The 13,371-nt window shown below is 71.4% G+C and carries 14 protein-coding genes; 2 read left to right on the top strand and 12 right to left on the bottom strand.

The genetic code is table 11. The annotated features are described in order from the left end of the window. Window positions 1–26: 26 nt before the first annotated feature. The 7 genes from DK368_RS15125 to DK368_RS15095 all read right to left on the bottom strand — a co-directional run bounded on the left by DK368_RS15125 (window position 27) and on the right by DK368_RS15095 (window position 6,447). A complete protein-coding gene (locus tag DK368_RS15125) occupies window positions 27–338 on the bottom strand; it encodes a P-II family nitrogen regulator (RefSeq protein WP_114394810.1) in 312 nt (103 codons plus the stop codon). Then, window positions 335–1,297 carry a sodium-dependent bicarbonate transport family permease gene (locus DK368_RS15120; RefSeq protein ID WP_114394809.1) on the bottom strand — a complete coding sequence of 321 codons (963 nt, stop codon included), beginning with the start codon at window positions 1,295–1,297 and terminating at the stop codon, window positions 335–337. Before DK368_RS15120 ends, DK368_RS15125 begins: the two co-directional genes overlap by 4 nt. Window positions 1,298–1,369: 72 nt before the next feature. Further along, entirely contained in the window at window positions 1,370–2,701 is a 1,332-nt protein-coding gene (locus DK368_RS15115) for a c-type cytochrome (protein WP_205028250.1), read from the bottom strand. Then, window positions 2,688–2,894 carry a DUF6494 family protein gene (locus tag DK368_RS15110; RefSeq protein ID WP_114394807.1) on the bottom strand — a complete coding sequence of 69 codons (207 nt, stop codon included), beginning with the start codon at window positions 2,892–2,894 and terminating at the stop codon, window positions 2,688–2,690. The genes DK368_RS15115 and DK368_RS15110 overlap by 14 nt, the downstream gene beginning before the upstream one ends. Beyond that, window positions 2,891–4,855: a molybdopterin biosynthesis protein gene (locus tag DK368_RS15105; protein WP_114394887.1), complete on the bottom strand. Its 1,965-nt coding sequence runs from the start codon at window positions 4,853–4,855 to the stop codon at window positions 2,891–2,893. Before DK368_RS15105 ends, DK368_RS15110 begins: the two co-directional genes overlap by 4 nt. Window positions 4,856–4,886: 31 nt before the next feature. Beyond that, window positions 4,887–6,083 carry a molybdopterin-binding protein gene (locus DK368_RS22315; RefSeq protein WP_114394806.1) on the bottom strand — a complete coding sequence of 399 codons (1,197 nt, stop codon included), beginning with the start codon at window positions 6,081–6,083 and terminating at the stop codon, window positions 4,887–4,889. Between the two features lie 16 nt (window positions 6,084–6,099). After that, a complete protein-coding gene (locus DK368_RS15095) occupies window positions 6,100–6,447 on the bottom strand; it encodes a hypothetical protein (RefSeq protein ID WP_114394805.1) in 348 nt (115 codons plus the stop codon). Between the two features lie 275 nt (window positions 6,448–6,722). Between DK368_RS15095 and fliG the strand changes: the two genes are divergently transcribed. Beyond that, on the top strand, window positions 6,723–7,745 hold the full coding sequence (fliG, locus tag DK368_RS15090; RefSeq protein ID WP_114394804.1) for a flagellar motor switch protein FliG: 1,023 nt from the start codon (window positions 6,723–6,725) through the stop codon (window positions 7,743–7,745). Between the two features lie 66 nt (window positions 7,746–7,811). Here the strand turns inward: fliG and DK368_RS15085 are convergent, their stop codons facing one another. From DK368_RS15085 to DK368_RS15065, 5 genes are all read right to left on the bottom strand, one after another. Then, window positions 7,812–8,222, bottom strand: coding sequence for a hypothetical protein (locus tag DK368_RS15085; protein WP_155524593.1), 411 nt, complete (start codon window positions 8,220–8,222; stop codon window positions 7,812–7,814). A gap of 83 nt (window positions 8,223–8,305) precedes the next feature. Continuing rightward, a complete protein-coding gene (locus DK368_RS15080) occupies window positions 8,306–9,307 on the bottom strand; it encodes a branched-chain amino acid ABC transporter permease (RefSeq protein ID WP_114394802.1) in 1,002 nt (333 codons plus the stop codon). Continuing rightward, window positions 9,307–10,194 (bottom strand): branched-chain amino acid ABC transporter permease, encoded by an 888-nt coding sequence (locus tag DK368_RS15075; RefSeq protein ID WP_114394801.1) that lies wholly within the window; start codon window positions 10,192–10,194, stop codon window positions 9,307–9,309. Before DK368_RS15075 ends, DK368_RS15080 begins: the two co-directional genes overlap by 1 nt. Window positions 10,195–10,209: 15 nt before the next feature. Further along, window positions 10,210–10,911 (bottom strand): ABC transporter ATP-binding protein, encoded by a 702-nt coding sequence (locus DK368_RS15070; RefSeq protein ID WP_205028248.1) that lies wholly within the window; start codon window positions 10,909–10,911, stop codon window positions 10,210–10,212. Beyond that, window positions 10,904–11,656 (bottom strand): ABC transporter ATP-binding protein, encoded by a 753-nt coding sequence (locus DK368_RS15065; protein ID WP_114394800.1) that lies wholly within the window; start codon window positions 11,654–11,656, stop codon window positions 10,904–10,906. Before DK368_RS15065 ends, DK368_RS15070 begins: the two co-directional genes overlap by 8 nt. 284 nt (window positions 11,657–11,940) lie before the next feature. Between DK368_RS15065 and DK368_RS15060 the strand changes: the two genes are divergently transcribed. Further along, window positions 11,941–13,203 carry an ABC transporter substrate-binding protein gene (locus DK368_RS15060; protein WP_114394799.1) on the top strand — a complete coding sequence of 421 codons (1,263 nt, stop codon included), beginning with the start codon at window positions 11,941–11,943 and terminating at the stop codon, window positions 13,201–13,203. Window positions 13,204–13,371 lie beyond the last annotated feature (168 nt).

Raw genomic sequence — 13,371 nt, 5'->3', positions numbered from 1 at the left:
GGGCCAGTGCGGCGGCAAGCCCCCGCTCAGAACTTGCCGCCGCGCACCACCTCGACCCGGCTGCTCATCAGCAGCAGCCCGTGGCTTTCCAGCAGCGGCTCCAGGGCGGCGACCAGGGTCTGGGCCTTTTCCTCGGCCATCAGCGCCATGAACAGCAGCTTCGACTGGGCGCCGGTCACCTGATCCTCGCTCCAGCGCCCGCCGGCACCGCTGCCGCCCAGGGCGGGGAACAGGGTGTAGCTGGTCACGCCGGCCGCCGCGGCCAGGGCGGTCAGGCGCGGCAGCAGCGGCGCATCCACCAGCACTTCGATCTTGCGGCGGGGAACGGTTCCGGTCATGGGCTGGCCATCCGCAGGGCAAGGGCGGTGTAGAGCGGGAGCCCCACCGTGATGTTGAAGGGGAAGGTCACCGCCAGGGACATGGCAAGATAAAGCCCCGGATCGGCCTGGGGAAGGGCCAGGCGCATGGCCGCCGGCACGGCGATGTAGGAGGCGCTGGCCGCCAGGATGCCCAGCGCCGCCGCCGATCCCGCCTCCAGCCCCAGCGCGCTGCCCAGCAGCACGCCGATGCTGCCATGGACCAGCGGGAACAGCAGCCCCAGCAGCGCCAGCCGCGCCGTCAGCGCCCGCGCCTCGCGCAGGCGGCGGGCGGCCACCAGCCCCATATCCAGCAGGAACAGGCAAAGGACGCCGCGGAAGGCCGTCTCGAACACCGGCGCGATGGGGGCAAAGCCGGGCTTGCCGGCCACCAGCCCGATCACGAAACTGCCGGTCAGCAGCACGACCGAGCCGTTCAGCAGCGTCTCATGCAGCAGGGCGCCCTTGGGCTGCGCCTCGACCCGGGCGGCGCGGCGGGCCAGCATCAGGCCGACGATGATGGCCGGCGTCTCCATCAGCGCCAGCACCGCCACCATATAGCCGGCCGGCGGATGCCCGGCGCTGGTCAGCACCTCGGCCCCGGTGACGAAGGTGACGACGGAGACCGAGCCGTAATGGGCGGCGACCGCGGCGGCATTGACCCCGTCCAGCCGCCCGAACAGGCGCAGGGCGGCATAGGCCGGCAGCGGCAGCAGGCAGCTCAGCGCCAGCCCGGCCGCCGCGGCCAGGGCCATGTCGGTGGACAGGCCGCTGGCCGCCACCTGCACCCCGCCCTTGAGGCCGATGGCCGCCATCAGATAGAGCGAGATGCCCTTCGCCACCGCCTCGGGAATGGCCAGATCGGAGCGGGCGAAGGCCGCCGCCGCGCCCAGCACGAAGAACAGGATCACCGGAGACAGCAGCGCATCGATCCCCGCCATGGGTCCTCCATTTGCAACCTGCGCAGGATTGACCATGACCGGCCGCCCCTTGTCCAGAAGCCGTGCGCAGGGTCACCGGCCCGCCCCGGCCCGCTTGATGAAGGCGATCAGGGCCGCCCGCTCGGCCGGGTCGGGGATGGTCTGCACCGGCATCTTGGTGCCGGGGGTGACCGTGTCGGGGCCGCGGGCGAACAGATCGTCGATGGCCGCCTCGGTCCAGACGATGTGGCCGCTGCGGAAGGCCGGGGAATAAGGGTAGCCGGGAACGGCGCCCATGGGCCGACCGATGACGCCGTACAGCGTCGGCCCCGCCCGGTTGCCCCCGTCCGGTGTCAGCGTATGGCAGGCGGAACAGCGCTTCCACAGCCGCTCCCCCACCGGGTCTGCGGGCAGTCCGGCCTCGGCCGGCAGGGCGCGCACGGCCACCGGCGCATCGCGTTCCCGCCCCGTCTCCAGGCTCCATTGCCGGATCATGCGGTCAGTGCCGCCGGCCAGCACCGTGCCGCCATCGGCGGAGAAGGCCACGGCCCACAGCGGTCCGCGGTCGCCGCCCAGGCGCCAGCGCACCGCCTGTCCCTGCCACACCGTCACCGCCCCGTCGATGCCGGTGGCGGCCAGATGCGGGCCGGACCAGGCCAGCGCCAGCAGCGGCCCCGGCACCGGGGCCGTCAGCACCGTCTCCGGCCCGGTCTCCGGTCCCGGTGCGGCCGCCCGGCCCCCCGGCAGCGGCCAGATCCGCACGGCACCGTCCGCCCCGGCGGCGGCCAGCCTCGTCCCGTCCGGCGACAGGGCCAGCGCATGGATGGCGGTGCCGCTGCCGGCCAGGGTCGCCAGTGCGGTTCCGTCTGCCACGCGCCACAGCCGCACGGTCCCGTCGGCCCCGGCGCTGGCCAGCAGGGTGCCGTCGGGGGTGAAGGCCACGGCATCGACCGGCCCGCGGTGCCCCTCCAGCGTGCGGATCGCCGCCCCCGTCTCCAGGTCCCACAGCCGCACGCTCCGGTCCCAGGCGGCCGAGGCCGCGCGGCGGCCGTCCGGCGACACCGCCAGCGCCACCACCCGGCCGGCATGCCCGGTCAGCCGCCGGACCGGCGTGGCCCGGTCGAAGGACCACAGGGCCAGGCTGCCATCGTCGCTGGCGCTGACGAACCCGCCCGGCACCGGCGCCACGGCGTTGACCGCCGCGTCATGGCCATAGAGCACGGCCTCGGCCGCCCCGGTCTCCAGGTTCCAGCGGATCACCGAATAGTCGAAGCTGGCGCTCAGCAGCGTGTGGCCGTCCGGGGTCAGGGCCAGGCCGCGCACCGGCCCGCCATGGCCGACGAATTCCGCCGCCGCCGGCCCCGCCAGCAGCGCCAGCGCCGCCGCCAGGACGGCCGCGAGAGGACGCCGCCTAGTCCAGCGCAATCTCGTCCACCACCTCATGGGTCAGGCCGGCCGCCTCCACCGTCAGCACCATCCGGGCCTTCAGCGTCTCGCTCCCGCTCAGGCGCCCCTCGGCCAGGGCCTGGGCCACGGCCTGCTCGATGGCGCGCTGGCTGGTCACGCCCACCTGTTTCAGGAATTTGCGCAGCTCGATGTTGAAGACATCCTGGTTCATGTCGGCTCTCCCGGTTTGAAGCCCAGCGCGGCCAGACGGCCGCGCATGCCGGCTTCGGTCAGCAACGACAGGAACCGTTGCACCGCCGGCCTGTCGCGCCGCGCCTGCGGCACCACGAAGTCGTACTGCTCGTCCTGCACCGGCAGGAAGCCCAGCCCATAGTCGCGGGCCACCGTGTCGATGGCCATGCCCCAGTCGGCGCGGTCCTGGGCCACGGCGGCGGCCACGGCATTGTGGGAGCGGGCCTGGTTCCAGTAGCCCGGCGGCCGCACCCCGGCCAGCAGCCGGTCCAGCAGGATGCGCGTGCCGGCCCCGGCATTGCGGTTGACCATCAGGCAGTCGGGATCGGCCAGCGCCGCCCGCACCGCCGCCGCCGCATCCTCCTGGCCGGCGAAACGGGGATCGCCGGGCCGGAACACCAGCCCCTGCCGCCGGCCGTAGCCGCGCACCAGCTCCAGCCCCGGCGCCAGGAAATCGACATTGTAGCGGCCGCTCTGCGGGTCCATCAGGTGGATCGGGGCCAGATCGCACTCGCCGCGCCGGGCCGCGGCCAGCCCGCCCATGCTGCCCACGGCCAGCAGCCGCACCGACAGGCCGGGCAGCGCCCCCAGCAGCAGGTCCAGCCCGACGCAATGGCTGCCGATGATGACCAGATCGGCCGGCTTCAGGTCATGGCCGATCAGCTGGACCGTGACCCGTGTCCCGGCCTCCACCATCTCGGTCTGCGCCGGCACGGCGAAGAAGCCGTCGGCCTGGGCGAAGCCGGTGACGGCGCCCGACCCCTTGGCCAGGGGATAGGCGGCCAGCCCCGCCTCGGTCCGCACCAGCCCGGCCATGACATATTCGGTGCGGCCCCGCTCCGACGGCAGGCGCAGCGGCAGCACCGCCTCCACCGTCTCCGCCGCCGCGGCCGGCAGCCCGGCCAGGGCCCGGATCACCGGGGCCACGAATTCATGGAAGGTGAAAATGGCGCTGGTGGGGAATCCCGGCAGCAGCACCAGCGGCTTGCCCTCGACCACGGCCAGACAGACCGGCTTGCCCGGCTTGATGGCCACGCCATGCACCAGGATGCCGGGCGGCCCCAGCCCGGCGATGATGCGGTGGCTGACATCGCCCGCCCCCTTCGAGGTGCCGCCGGACAGCAGCAGCAGATCGGCGCCGTCCAGCCCCTGCCGCACCCTGGCCGCCAGCACCGTCTCGTCGTCGCCGGCGATGCCCAGCGGCACCGGCTCGCCCCCGGCCTCGCGCACGGCGGCGGCCAGGATGGCGGCATTGCTGTCATAGACGGCGCCCGGCCGGATCGGCTGGCCCGGCGCCACGATCTCGTCGCCGGTGGACAGGATGGCGACCCGGGGCCGCCGCACCGCCGTCACCTCCGCCTGGCCGATGGCGGCCAGCACGCCGATCTCGCGGCTGGTCAGCCGCTGTCCCCGGCGCAGCACCGTCTCGCCCCGGCCGATGTCGCTGCCGGCGGACGCGATGAACTGGCCCGGTGCCGCCGCCCGGCGCAGATGCAGCCACAGCCCGTCCGCCGCCTCCTCCAGATCGGTGTGCTCGACCATGACCACGGCGTCGGCCCCGCGCGGGACCATGCCGCCGGTGGCGATGACCGTGGCCGTGCCGGCGGCCACCGCGCCCGTGGGCGCCACACCGCAGGCCAGCACCTCCGGGTTCAGGCGCAGCCGCACCGGTGCTGTGTCCGAAGCCGTGGCCGTATCGGCGGCGCGCAGGGCGAAGCCGTCCACGCCCGAACGGTCGAACAGCGGCACGTCCACGCCGGCCCGCACATCCGCCGCCAGCACCCGGTCCAGGGCGGCATCCAGCGCCACTGTCTCGTGCCGCGGCGTCAGGTCCAGATGGGCATGGAACCGGCGCGTGGCCTCCTCCCGGTCGACCACGGCCAGGAACTGCTCCTGCCGGGCGGCGCGGCGCAGGAAGGCGCCGGGATCGGACTCGGACATCACATGCATCCCCAACCTGACACCGCCGGCGTCACAGATCCGCGGCATCGAACAGATGAACCTCCACCGGGGTGCCGGGGGCATAGCCCTCCGCCGCCGCCGGCACCAGCACGAAGCCGTCGGCCTGGACCAGCGTACCCAGCCCGAAGCCCAGCGGCAGCGGCAGCACCGACTGTCCGGCCAGCCGCACCGGCACCAGCTCCACCACCCCGATCTCAGAGGTCAGCTTGCGCCCGCCCAGCGGCAGGCGCACCCGCCGGTGCGGCAGGGCCGGGTCCAGCCCGGCCAGCCGGCGCACGGCCCGCCCGGCCAGCAGCTCATAGGCGGTCAAGCCCGCCGCCGGGCTGCCCGGCAGCAGCAGGACCGGCACCCCGTCCACATGGCCGGCCCCGGCCAGTTCGCCGGGCCGCAGGGCCACACCCTGCCAGTCCAGCTCCCCCACCCCGGCTAGCAGGATGGCTGACCGGTCCAGCGAGCCGGGGCTGGCCCCGCCGCAGACCAGGATCAGGTCGGCACCGGGATCGGTCAGCGCCGCCCGCAGGTCCACCGGCTGTCCCGCCCCCGCCGGCCGCACATGGCGCTCCAGCACGCCGCCGTCGCGGGCGATCAGGCCGGGATAGAGCAGCCCCGCCGCATCGACACTGTCCGGCAGCGCCGCCGGGCCGGCGGCGACCAGATGCCGGCTGGCGGAGATCAGGCGCACCCGCGGCTGCGGCCGCACGGGCAGGCTGGACAGGCCCAGCGCCGTGGCCAGCGTCAGATCCATGCTGCGCAGCCGCCGGCCGGCCTCCAGCACGACGGCGCCCGCCGCCACATCCTGTCCCGGCCGCTCCACCCCGTCGCCGGCGGCCAGATTGGCCAGCACCTCCAGCACGCCCCCGGCCAGCTGGGCCAGATGCAGCGGCAGCACGGCGTCGGCCCCCGCCGGCAGGGGCCAGCCCGCGGTGACGGGCAGGACCGTGCCGGGCAGGCAGGCCATGTCCGGCATCTGCAATGTCAGGGTGGCCGGGTTGTAGGCGCTGGCGCCGACACTGTCCTCCGCCCGCAGGGCGAAACCGTCCACCGCGGCCCGCGCCGCCGGCGGCAGCGCCAGCGGGGCCGCCACGTCGCGCGCCAGCACGCGGCCCAGGGCCGCGGCGGTCTCCAGCTCCTGCGGCCGGTCCAGGGGCCGCTGCCGGATCAGCTGGTCGAGGGCGGTCTGGGCGGCCGCGAGCGGACGGGTCTGCATGGCGGCCTGCCGGGGGTCAGGCGACGGGCTTGACGGCGATGGTGGTCAGGGCCTGGCGCACCTGCTCGATGCCGGCATCGTAGTTCTTCTCGTTGCAGGCCTTGTTGCCGGCGGCCAGCAGGTCGCGGGCCGCCTTCTTGGCGTCGTCGGCGGCCTTGCTGGGGCCGATGGCGTCGTTGAACTGGGCCACCAGGGTCTGGCACGCCACCGCCTTGGGAATATCGGCCTTGGCCGCCGGCTGCTGGGCCAGGGCTGGCGCCGCGGAAAGACACAGGACCGACAGAAGCAGGCCGGCCAGGGCGGCCTTCTGCGGGGCGGCGGTACCCGGAACGGGTCGGGCGGCGGTGCGCACGGACATGGACATGCTCTCGATCTCCCTTTCGCCGCCGGCCGTCCCGGTCCGGTCGGGTGGCAGCGATCATGGCGCCCGATCCCGCCCCTGGCAAGGGCACCCGCCCGGGGCCGCGTCCGGCCGCATGGTTAATCCCTTGTTCAGCAGCGCCGGCGCAGGATGGGGGCGCGGGGATGGCTGCCGCCGTCCTGACCGTTCGCAGTGGATTCACCCCGCCGTCCGGGTGTGTTAGCCTGCGGCGCTAACCCCGTTCGGAGTACCGGCCCAGCGCCGCAGGAGTTGCCCCCATGGCGATGCGAGTTCGCGAAGACTATCGCGGTCTGACCGGGCCGGAAAAGGCTGCCATCCTCATGCTCGCCCTGGGGGAGGAGATCGCGTCCAAGCTGTTCTCCCTGATGGGCGATGACGAGATCAAGGAGCTGTCGCAGACCATGGCCAATCTCGGCTCGGTCAGCTCCAATCTCGTGGAACGGCTGTTCGTGGAGTTCGCGGAGCAGATCAGCTCCACCGGCTCGCTGGTCGGCACCTTCGATTCGACCGAGCGCCTGCTGACCAAGGTCCTGCCCAAGGACAAGGTCGACCAGATCATGGAGGAAATCCGTGGTCCCGCCGGCCGCACCATGTGGGACAAGCTGACCAACGTCAACGAGCAGGTCCTGGCCAATTATCTGAAGAACGAATATCCGCAGACCGTCGCCGTGATCATGTCGAAGATCAAGGGCGACCATGCCGGCCGCGTGCTGCAACTCCTGCCCGAGAGCTTCGCCATGGAAGTCATCATGCGCATGCTGCGCATGGAGGCGGTGCAGAAGGAGGTCATCGACGACATCGAGCGCACGCTGCGCACCGAATTCATGTCGAACCTGGCCCGCACCAACCGCCGCGACGCCCACGAGATGATGGCGGAGATCTTCAACAGCCTGGACCGCAACACCGAAGCCCGCTTCCTGGCGGCGCTGGAGGAGCGCAACCGCGACAGCGCCGAGCGCATCCGGGCGTTGATGTTCACCTTCGAGGATCTGTCGAAGCTGGACCCGGCCGGGATCCAGACCCTGCTGCGCAGCGTGGACAAGCAGAAGCTGGGGCTGGCGCTGAAGGGCGCCTCGGACACGCTGAAGGACCTGTTCTTCACCAACATGTCCGAACGCGCGGCCAAGATCATGCGCGAGGACATGGCCTCCATGGGGCCGGTGCGTCTGCGCGACGTGGACGAGGCGCAGATGTACATGGTGCAGCTGACCAAGGACATGGCCGCCCGCGGCGAAATCGTCATCGCCAGCGGCAAGGGCGAGGACGAGCTGGTCTACTGATCCCCGTCCCCCTGATCCCCGTCCCCCTGATCCGCGTCGGCGCAATCCGCACCGGGGGGATCGGCGTCAGGGGCGCGCCGGCTCCACCTTCGGCACGGGAACGCGGGTCGTGACCGGATCGGTCGGGAATGTCGGCTGCACCGCCGCCAGATCGCGCGTGTCGGCCACGACCTCCCGGCCCAGATCCACCAGATCGAAGCGGTCGGGCAGACCCGGGGCCGGGCAGGAGGCCGAGCGCAGCCGGATCATGCGCCTGTCGGGCAGCGGCCGCTCCCAGGCGAATTCCTCGCAGTGCCGCCCGTCGGGGACCGTCACCATGCGGCCGGTGGCATAGCCGGCATAGTTGCCCACGGCGCTGCCCGGTGCCGCACCGAAACGCTGCGGCGCCACCGGCGGCGGGACAGGCGGCGGCGCGGCACAGCCGCCCAGACCCACCCCCAGCACCATGCCCAGCAGGACCATCCGTCTGCACCGCATGCTCCACTCCCCCGCCCGGTCCAGGACAGGGGATGCCACCCCTTTGTGGCGAAAACCGGCCCATTGGGGGGACGCGCGCCGGGCTACAGCCGCACCTTCAGCCGGTGCGCGATCTCGCCCATGATGCCGCGGCGGAACAGCAGCACGCAGACCACGAAGACCGCGCCGATGACCACCGTCACCGGCAGGCCGGTGGCCGCCAGATAGTTCTGCAGCATGACCACGACGAAGGCGCCGACTGCCGGCCCGCTCATGGTGCCGATTCCGCCCAGCAGCGTCATCAGCACCACCTCGCCCGACATCTGCCACTGCACGTCGGTCAGGGTGGCCAGCTGGAACACCAGCGCCTTGATCCCGCCGGCCAGCCCGGCCAGCATGGCCGACAGCACGAAGGCGCCCAGCTTGTACCGGGCCGTGTCGTATCCCAGCGAGATGGCCCGCGCCTCGTTCTCGCGGATGGCCTTCAGCACCTGGCCGAAGGGCGAATGCACCACGCGGTGGATGAACAGCACGGCGCCGACGAACAGGGCCAGCACGGTGAAATACATGGCCGTCGGGCTGTTGAGATCGATCAGCCCGAACAGCGCCCCGCGCGGCACGGCCTGGATGCCGTCCTCGCCGCCGGTGAAGGGCGATTGCAGGAAGACGAAGAACACCATCTGCGACAGGGCCAGCGTGGTCATGGCGAAATAGATGCCCTGGCGGCGGATGGCCAGCGCGCCCACGGCCAGCCCCATGACGCCCGCCGCCGCCATGCCGGCCAGCAGGGCCAGCTCCGGCGTCAGGCCCCAGACCTTGGCGGCATGGGCGGTGACATAGGCGGCCCCGCCGAAGAAGGCGGCATGGCCGAAGCTCAGCAGCCCGCCATAGCCGATCAGCAGGTTGAAGGCACAGGCGAACAGGGCGAAGCACAGCGCCTTCATCAGGAAGACGGGATAGACCAGGAACGGTGCCAGCACCAGCAGCACCAGCACGGCACCGGCCAGCACCGGCAGGGCGCGGTCGGCCCGCGACCGGGCCGGCACGACGCTGACCGTCACCGGGGCGGCGGCCTTGGCTTCGCGTCCCGTATGCTCGGCAACCATCAGGCGGTCCTCCCGAACAGGCCGGCGGGCTTCACCAGAAGCACCAGGGCCATGATGACGAAGATCACGATGTTGGCGGCCTCGGGGTAGAAGACCTTGGTCAGCCCCTCCACCAGCCCCAGCCCGAACCCGGTCAGCACCGCCCCCAGGATCGAGCCCATGCCGCCGATGACCACCACGGCGAAGACCACGATGATGAGGTTGGACCCCATCAGCGGGTTGACCTGGTACATGGGCGCCGCCAGCACCCCGGCGAACCCGGCCAGCGCCACGGCCCCGGCGAAGGTGACGGTGACCAGCCGCGGCACATTGATGCCGAAGGCCTGCGCCAGCTGCGGCTTCTCGGTGGCGGCGCGCAGATAGGACCCCAGCTTGGTGCGCTCGATGGCGTACCAGGTGCCCAGACAGACGATCAGGCTGATGACCACCACCCAGGCCCGGTATGTCGGCAGATACATGAAGCCCAGATTGGTGCCGCCCTGCAGCAGGGCCGGCACCGGATAGGGCTGGCCGGACACGCCGTACCAGTGGCGGAACAGCCCCTCGATCACCAGGGCGACGCCGAAGGTCAGCAGCAGCCCGTAGAGCGGGTCCATCTTGGCGATGCGCTTCAGCATGGTGCGCTCCAGCGCCACGCCGATGCCGGCCACGGCCAGCGGCGCCAGGATCAGGGCCGGCCAGTAGCCCAGCCCCAGCTGCTGCGACAGCAGCAGGGCGACGAAGGCCCCCACCATGTAGAGCGCGCCATGGGCGAAGTTGATGACGCCCAGCATGCCGAAGATCACCGCCAGCCCCAGACTCAGCAGGGCATAGAAGGCCCCGTTGATCAGGCCCAGCAGCAGCTGGCCGAACAGCGCCTGGGGCGGGATACCGATCAGGTCCATCATGGCTGTCCCCTTCCCCTAGACGCCGAGATAGCGGGCCAGCGTGTCGGCTTGCGCCTCCAGCTGGTCATTGGGGATCATGTCCACCACCCGCCCGTCCTCCATGACGTAATGGCGGTCGGCCAGGGTGGCGGCGAAATGGAAGTTCTGCTCCACCAGCAGGATGGTGAAGCCCTTGGCCTTCAGCCCGGCGATGATCTGCCCGATCTGCTGCACGATGACGGGGGCCAGCCCCTCCGTCGGCTCGTCCAGCAGCAGCAGGCGGGCGCCGGTGCGCAGGATGCGGGCGATGGCCAGCATCTGCTGCTCGCCGCCGGACAGTTTGGTGCCCTGGCTCCCGCGCCGCTCCCGCAGCCGCGGGAACAGGGCATAGACCTCCTCCGTCGTCAGCCCGCCGGGCTTCACCTCCGGCGGCAGCAGCAGATTCTCCTCCACCGACAGGCTGGCGAAGATGCCGCGGTCGTCCGGCACATAGCCGATGCCCTGGTGGGCGATGCGGTCGGGCCGCCGCCCGATCAGCTCCGCGCCCTGGACCCGGATCGAGCCCTCCTGGCGGTCCAGCAGGCCCATGATGGCCTTCAGCGTCGAGGTCTTGCCCACGCCGTTGCGGCCGATCAGGGTCACCACCTCGCCATGGTCGACCGTGAACTCGACCCCGTGCAGCACATGGCTTTCGCCGTAATAGCCGTGCAGATCGTGGACGCGCAGCATCTCATGCATGGCCGGTCCCCATATAGGCTTCACGCACCTCCGGGTTGGCGGAGACCTCGGCATAGCTGCCTTCGGCCAGGATCTCCCCCCGTTGCAGCACGGTGATGCGGTCGGACAGGTCGGCCACGACCGACAGATTGTGCTCCACCATCAGCACCGTCCGGCCCGCGGCCACGCGGCGGATCAGGTCGGCGGTTCGGCCCACATCCTCATGCCCCATGCCGGCCATGGGCTCGTCCAGCAGCAGCACGTCCGGGTCCAGCGCCAGGGTCGTGGCGATCTCCAGCGCCCGCTTGCGCCCATAGGACAGTTCGGCCGCCGGCACCGCCTCGTGCACCAGCAGGCCCACCTGCTCCAGCAGATCCCGCGCCCGCTCGTTCAGCCCGTCCAGGATGCGTTCGGACCGCCAGAACTGGAAGGTGGTGGGCGTCTTGCGCTGCAGGGCCACCCGCACATTCTCCAGCACCGTCAGGTGCGGGAATACGGCCGAGATCTGGAAGGAGCGGACCACGCCGCGCCGGGCGATGGTGGCCGGCGGCACATGGGTGATGTCGTCGCCGTGATAGAGGATCTGGCCCGCCGTCGGCGTCAGGAACTTAGTCAGAAGATTGAAGACCGTGGTCTTGCCGGCCCCGTTGGGGCCGATCAGCGCATGGATGCTGCCGCGACGGACCGTCAGGTCCAGGTCCTTCACCGCGGTGAAGCCCTTGAACTCCTTGGTCAGCCCGCGGGTCTCCAGGACGTAGTCCGTCATCGTCCCCCCCTGTGCGGGTTTGCCACCGGCTTTCGTGCCGGCTTCGCTGCCGGGCCCGCCGTGGCGGACCCGTCGTTTCCTTCCCTGTTCGCCCATTAGGCCGCAAGGCGGGGATCGCCGCAAGCACCCTTCCGCGCCCCGGACATGAAAAGTGATTCATCTTGCAGGATCAGCCGTCTGTCCCCTTGGAAGCCGGGCCGGCCTTGGGCATAGTTGGCGCTCGACAGGGGCCGACCGGACGCCGGCGCAAGAACCCCTGCGTTCCACCACGGGAGGAGACGCGCATGCGCACATCTTTTGCGACGACCCTGCTGGCCGGTGCCGCCCTGGCGCTGGTCGGGGGGCTGGCCGGCGGACCGGCCGGTGCTCCGGCCGCCTGGGCCCAGGCGGCGGGCGCCGGGATTTCCGGCGATGTGGTCAAGATCGGCATCCTCAACGACCAGTCCGGCCCCTATGCCGATTTCGGCGGCAAGGGCTCCGTCGCCGCCGCCCAGATGGCCATTGCCGATTTCGGCGGCACGGTGCTGGGCAAGAAGATCGAGCTGGTCAGCGCCGACCACCAGAACAAGCCCGACATCGGTGTTTCCGTGGCCCGCCAGTGGTTCGACGCCGAGGGCGTGGACATGATCGGCGAGCTGACCACCTCCTCCGTGGCCCTGGCCGTGCAGGAACTGGCCAAGGAGCGGGGCAAGGTGGATATCGTGGTCGGGGCCGCCACCTCGCGCCTGACCGGGGATGCCTGCTCCCCCACCGGCTTCCACTGGGCCTACGACACCTATTCCCTGTCGCGGGGCACCGGCGGCGCCGTGGTGCAGTCCGGCGGCAAGACCTGGTACTTCCTGACCGCCGACTATGCCTTCGGCCACCAGCTGGAAAAGGACACCGGCGAGTTCGTCAAGGCGGCCGGCGGCAAGGTGGTCGGCTCGGTGCGGCATCCGCTGAACACGGCCGATTTCTCCTCGTTCCTGTTGCAGGCCCAGTCCTCCGGTGCCCAGGTCATCGGCCTGGCCAATGCCGGCACCGACACCACCAACGCCATCAAGCAGGCGGCCGAGTTCGGCATCACCCAGGGCGGCCAAAAGCTGGCCGGCCTGCTGTTCACCCTGACCGACGCCCACGCGCTGGGCCTGCCCACGGCCCAGGGGCTGACGCTGACCGAGGGCTTCTATTGGGACCGCACCGACGAAAGCCGGGCATGGTCCCAGCGCTACTTCGAGAAGATGCAGCGCATGCCCAACATGATCCAGGCCGCCACCTATTCCTCGGTCCTGCACTATCTCAAGGCCGTGCAGGCGGCCGGCACCGACGAGGGCAAGGCCGTGGCCGCCAAGATGAAGGAGCTGCCGGTCAAGGACGTGTTCGTGGGCGAGAATGGCGGCAAGGTCCGCGCCGACGGCCGCATGACCCATGACATGTACCTGTTCGAGGTCAAGAAGCCCTCGGACAGCAAGAAGCCGTGGGATTACTACACGCTGGTCCGCACCATCCCCGGTGACGAGGCCTTCCTGCCCCTGGACAAGAGCGCCTGTCCGCTGGTCAAGGGCTGATCCCACCCCTCCCCGGCCGCCCGCGCACCGGCGGCCGGGGGGACGGCATGCCGACCCCCTGCACTGCCGTGACCGGTCACGATCGCGGCGGACATGGCCGAATTCGTTCGCAGATGGGCACACCGCGGGCTTTCGCGCGTTCATCCTTGTGACGGGGCCGATCGGGCC

The sequence above is a fragment of the Oleisolibacter albus genome, from assembly GCF_003336875.1.
Classification (GTDB): domain Bacteria; phylum Pseudomonadota; class Alphaproteobacteria; order Azospirillales; family Azospirillaceae; genus Niveispirillum; species Niveispirillum album.
The sequence above is the reverse complement of the archived record's forward strand: the minus strand, read 5'-3'. Positions and strand labels throughout refer to the sequence as shown.

Coding starts and splice junctions, on each gene's coding strand:
- DK368_RS15085 (WP_155524593.1), bottom strand. CDS start 8,222: ATGCGGTGCAGACGGATGGTCCTGCTGGGCATGGTGCTGGGGGTGGGT.
- DK368_RS15060 (WP_114394799.1), top strand. CDS start 11,941: ATGCGCACATCTTTTGCGACGACCCTGCTGGCCGGTGCCGCCCTGGCG.
- DK368_RS15075 (WP_114394801.1), bottom strand. CDS start 10,194: ATGATGGACCTGATCGGTATCCCGCCCCAGGCGCTGTTCGGCCAGCTG.
- DK368_RS15070 (WP_205028248.1), bottom strand. CDS start 10,911: ATGCATGAGATGCTGCGCGTCCACGATCTGCACGGCTATTACGGCGAA.
- DK368_RS15080 (WP_114394802.1), bottom strand. CDS start 9,307: ATGGTTGCCGAGCATACGGGACGCGAAGCCAAGGCCGCCGCCCCGGTG.
- DK368_RS15095 (WP_114394805.1), bottom strand. CDS start 6,447: ATGTCCATGTCCGTGCGCACCGCCGCCCGACCCGTTCCGGGTACCGCC.
- DK368_RS22315 (WP_114394806.1), bottom strand. CDS start 6,083: ATGCAGACCCGTCCGCTCGCGGCCGCCCAGACCGCCCTCGACCAGCTG.
- DK368_RS15120 (WP_114394809.1), bottom strand. CDS start 1,297: ATGGCGGGGATCGATGCGCTGCTGTCTCCGGTGATCCTGTTCTTCGTG.
- DK368_RS15105 (WP_114394887.1), bottom strand. CDS start 4,855: ATGTCCGAGTCCGATCCCGGCGCCTTCCTGCGCCGCGCCGCCCGGCAG.
- DK368_RS15065 (WP_114394800.1), bottom strand. CDS start 11,656: ATGACGGACTACGTCCTGGAGACCCGCGGGCTGACCAAGGAGTTCAAG.
- DK368_RS15110 (WP_114394807.1), bottom strand. CDS start 2,894: ATGAACCAGGATGTCTTCAACATCGAGCTGCGCAAATTCCTGAAACAG.
- fliG (WP_114394804.1), top strand. CDS start 6,723: ATGGCGATGCGAGTTCGCGAAGACTATCGCGGTCTGACCGGGCCGGAA.
- DK368_RS15125 (WP_114394810.1), bottom strand. CDS start 338: ATGACCGGAACCGTTCCCCGCCGCAAGATCGAAGTGCTGGTGGATGCG.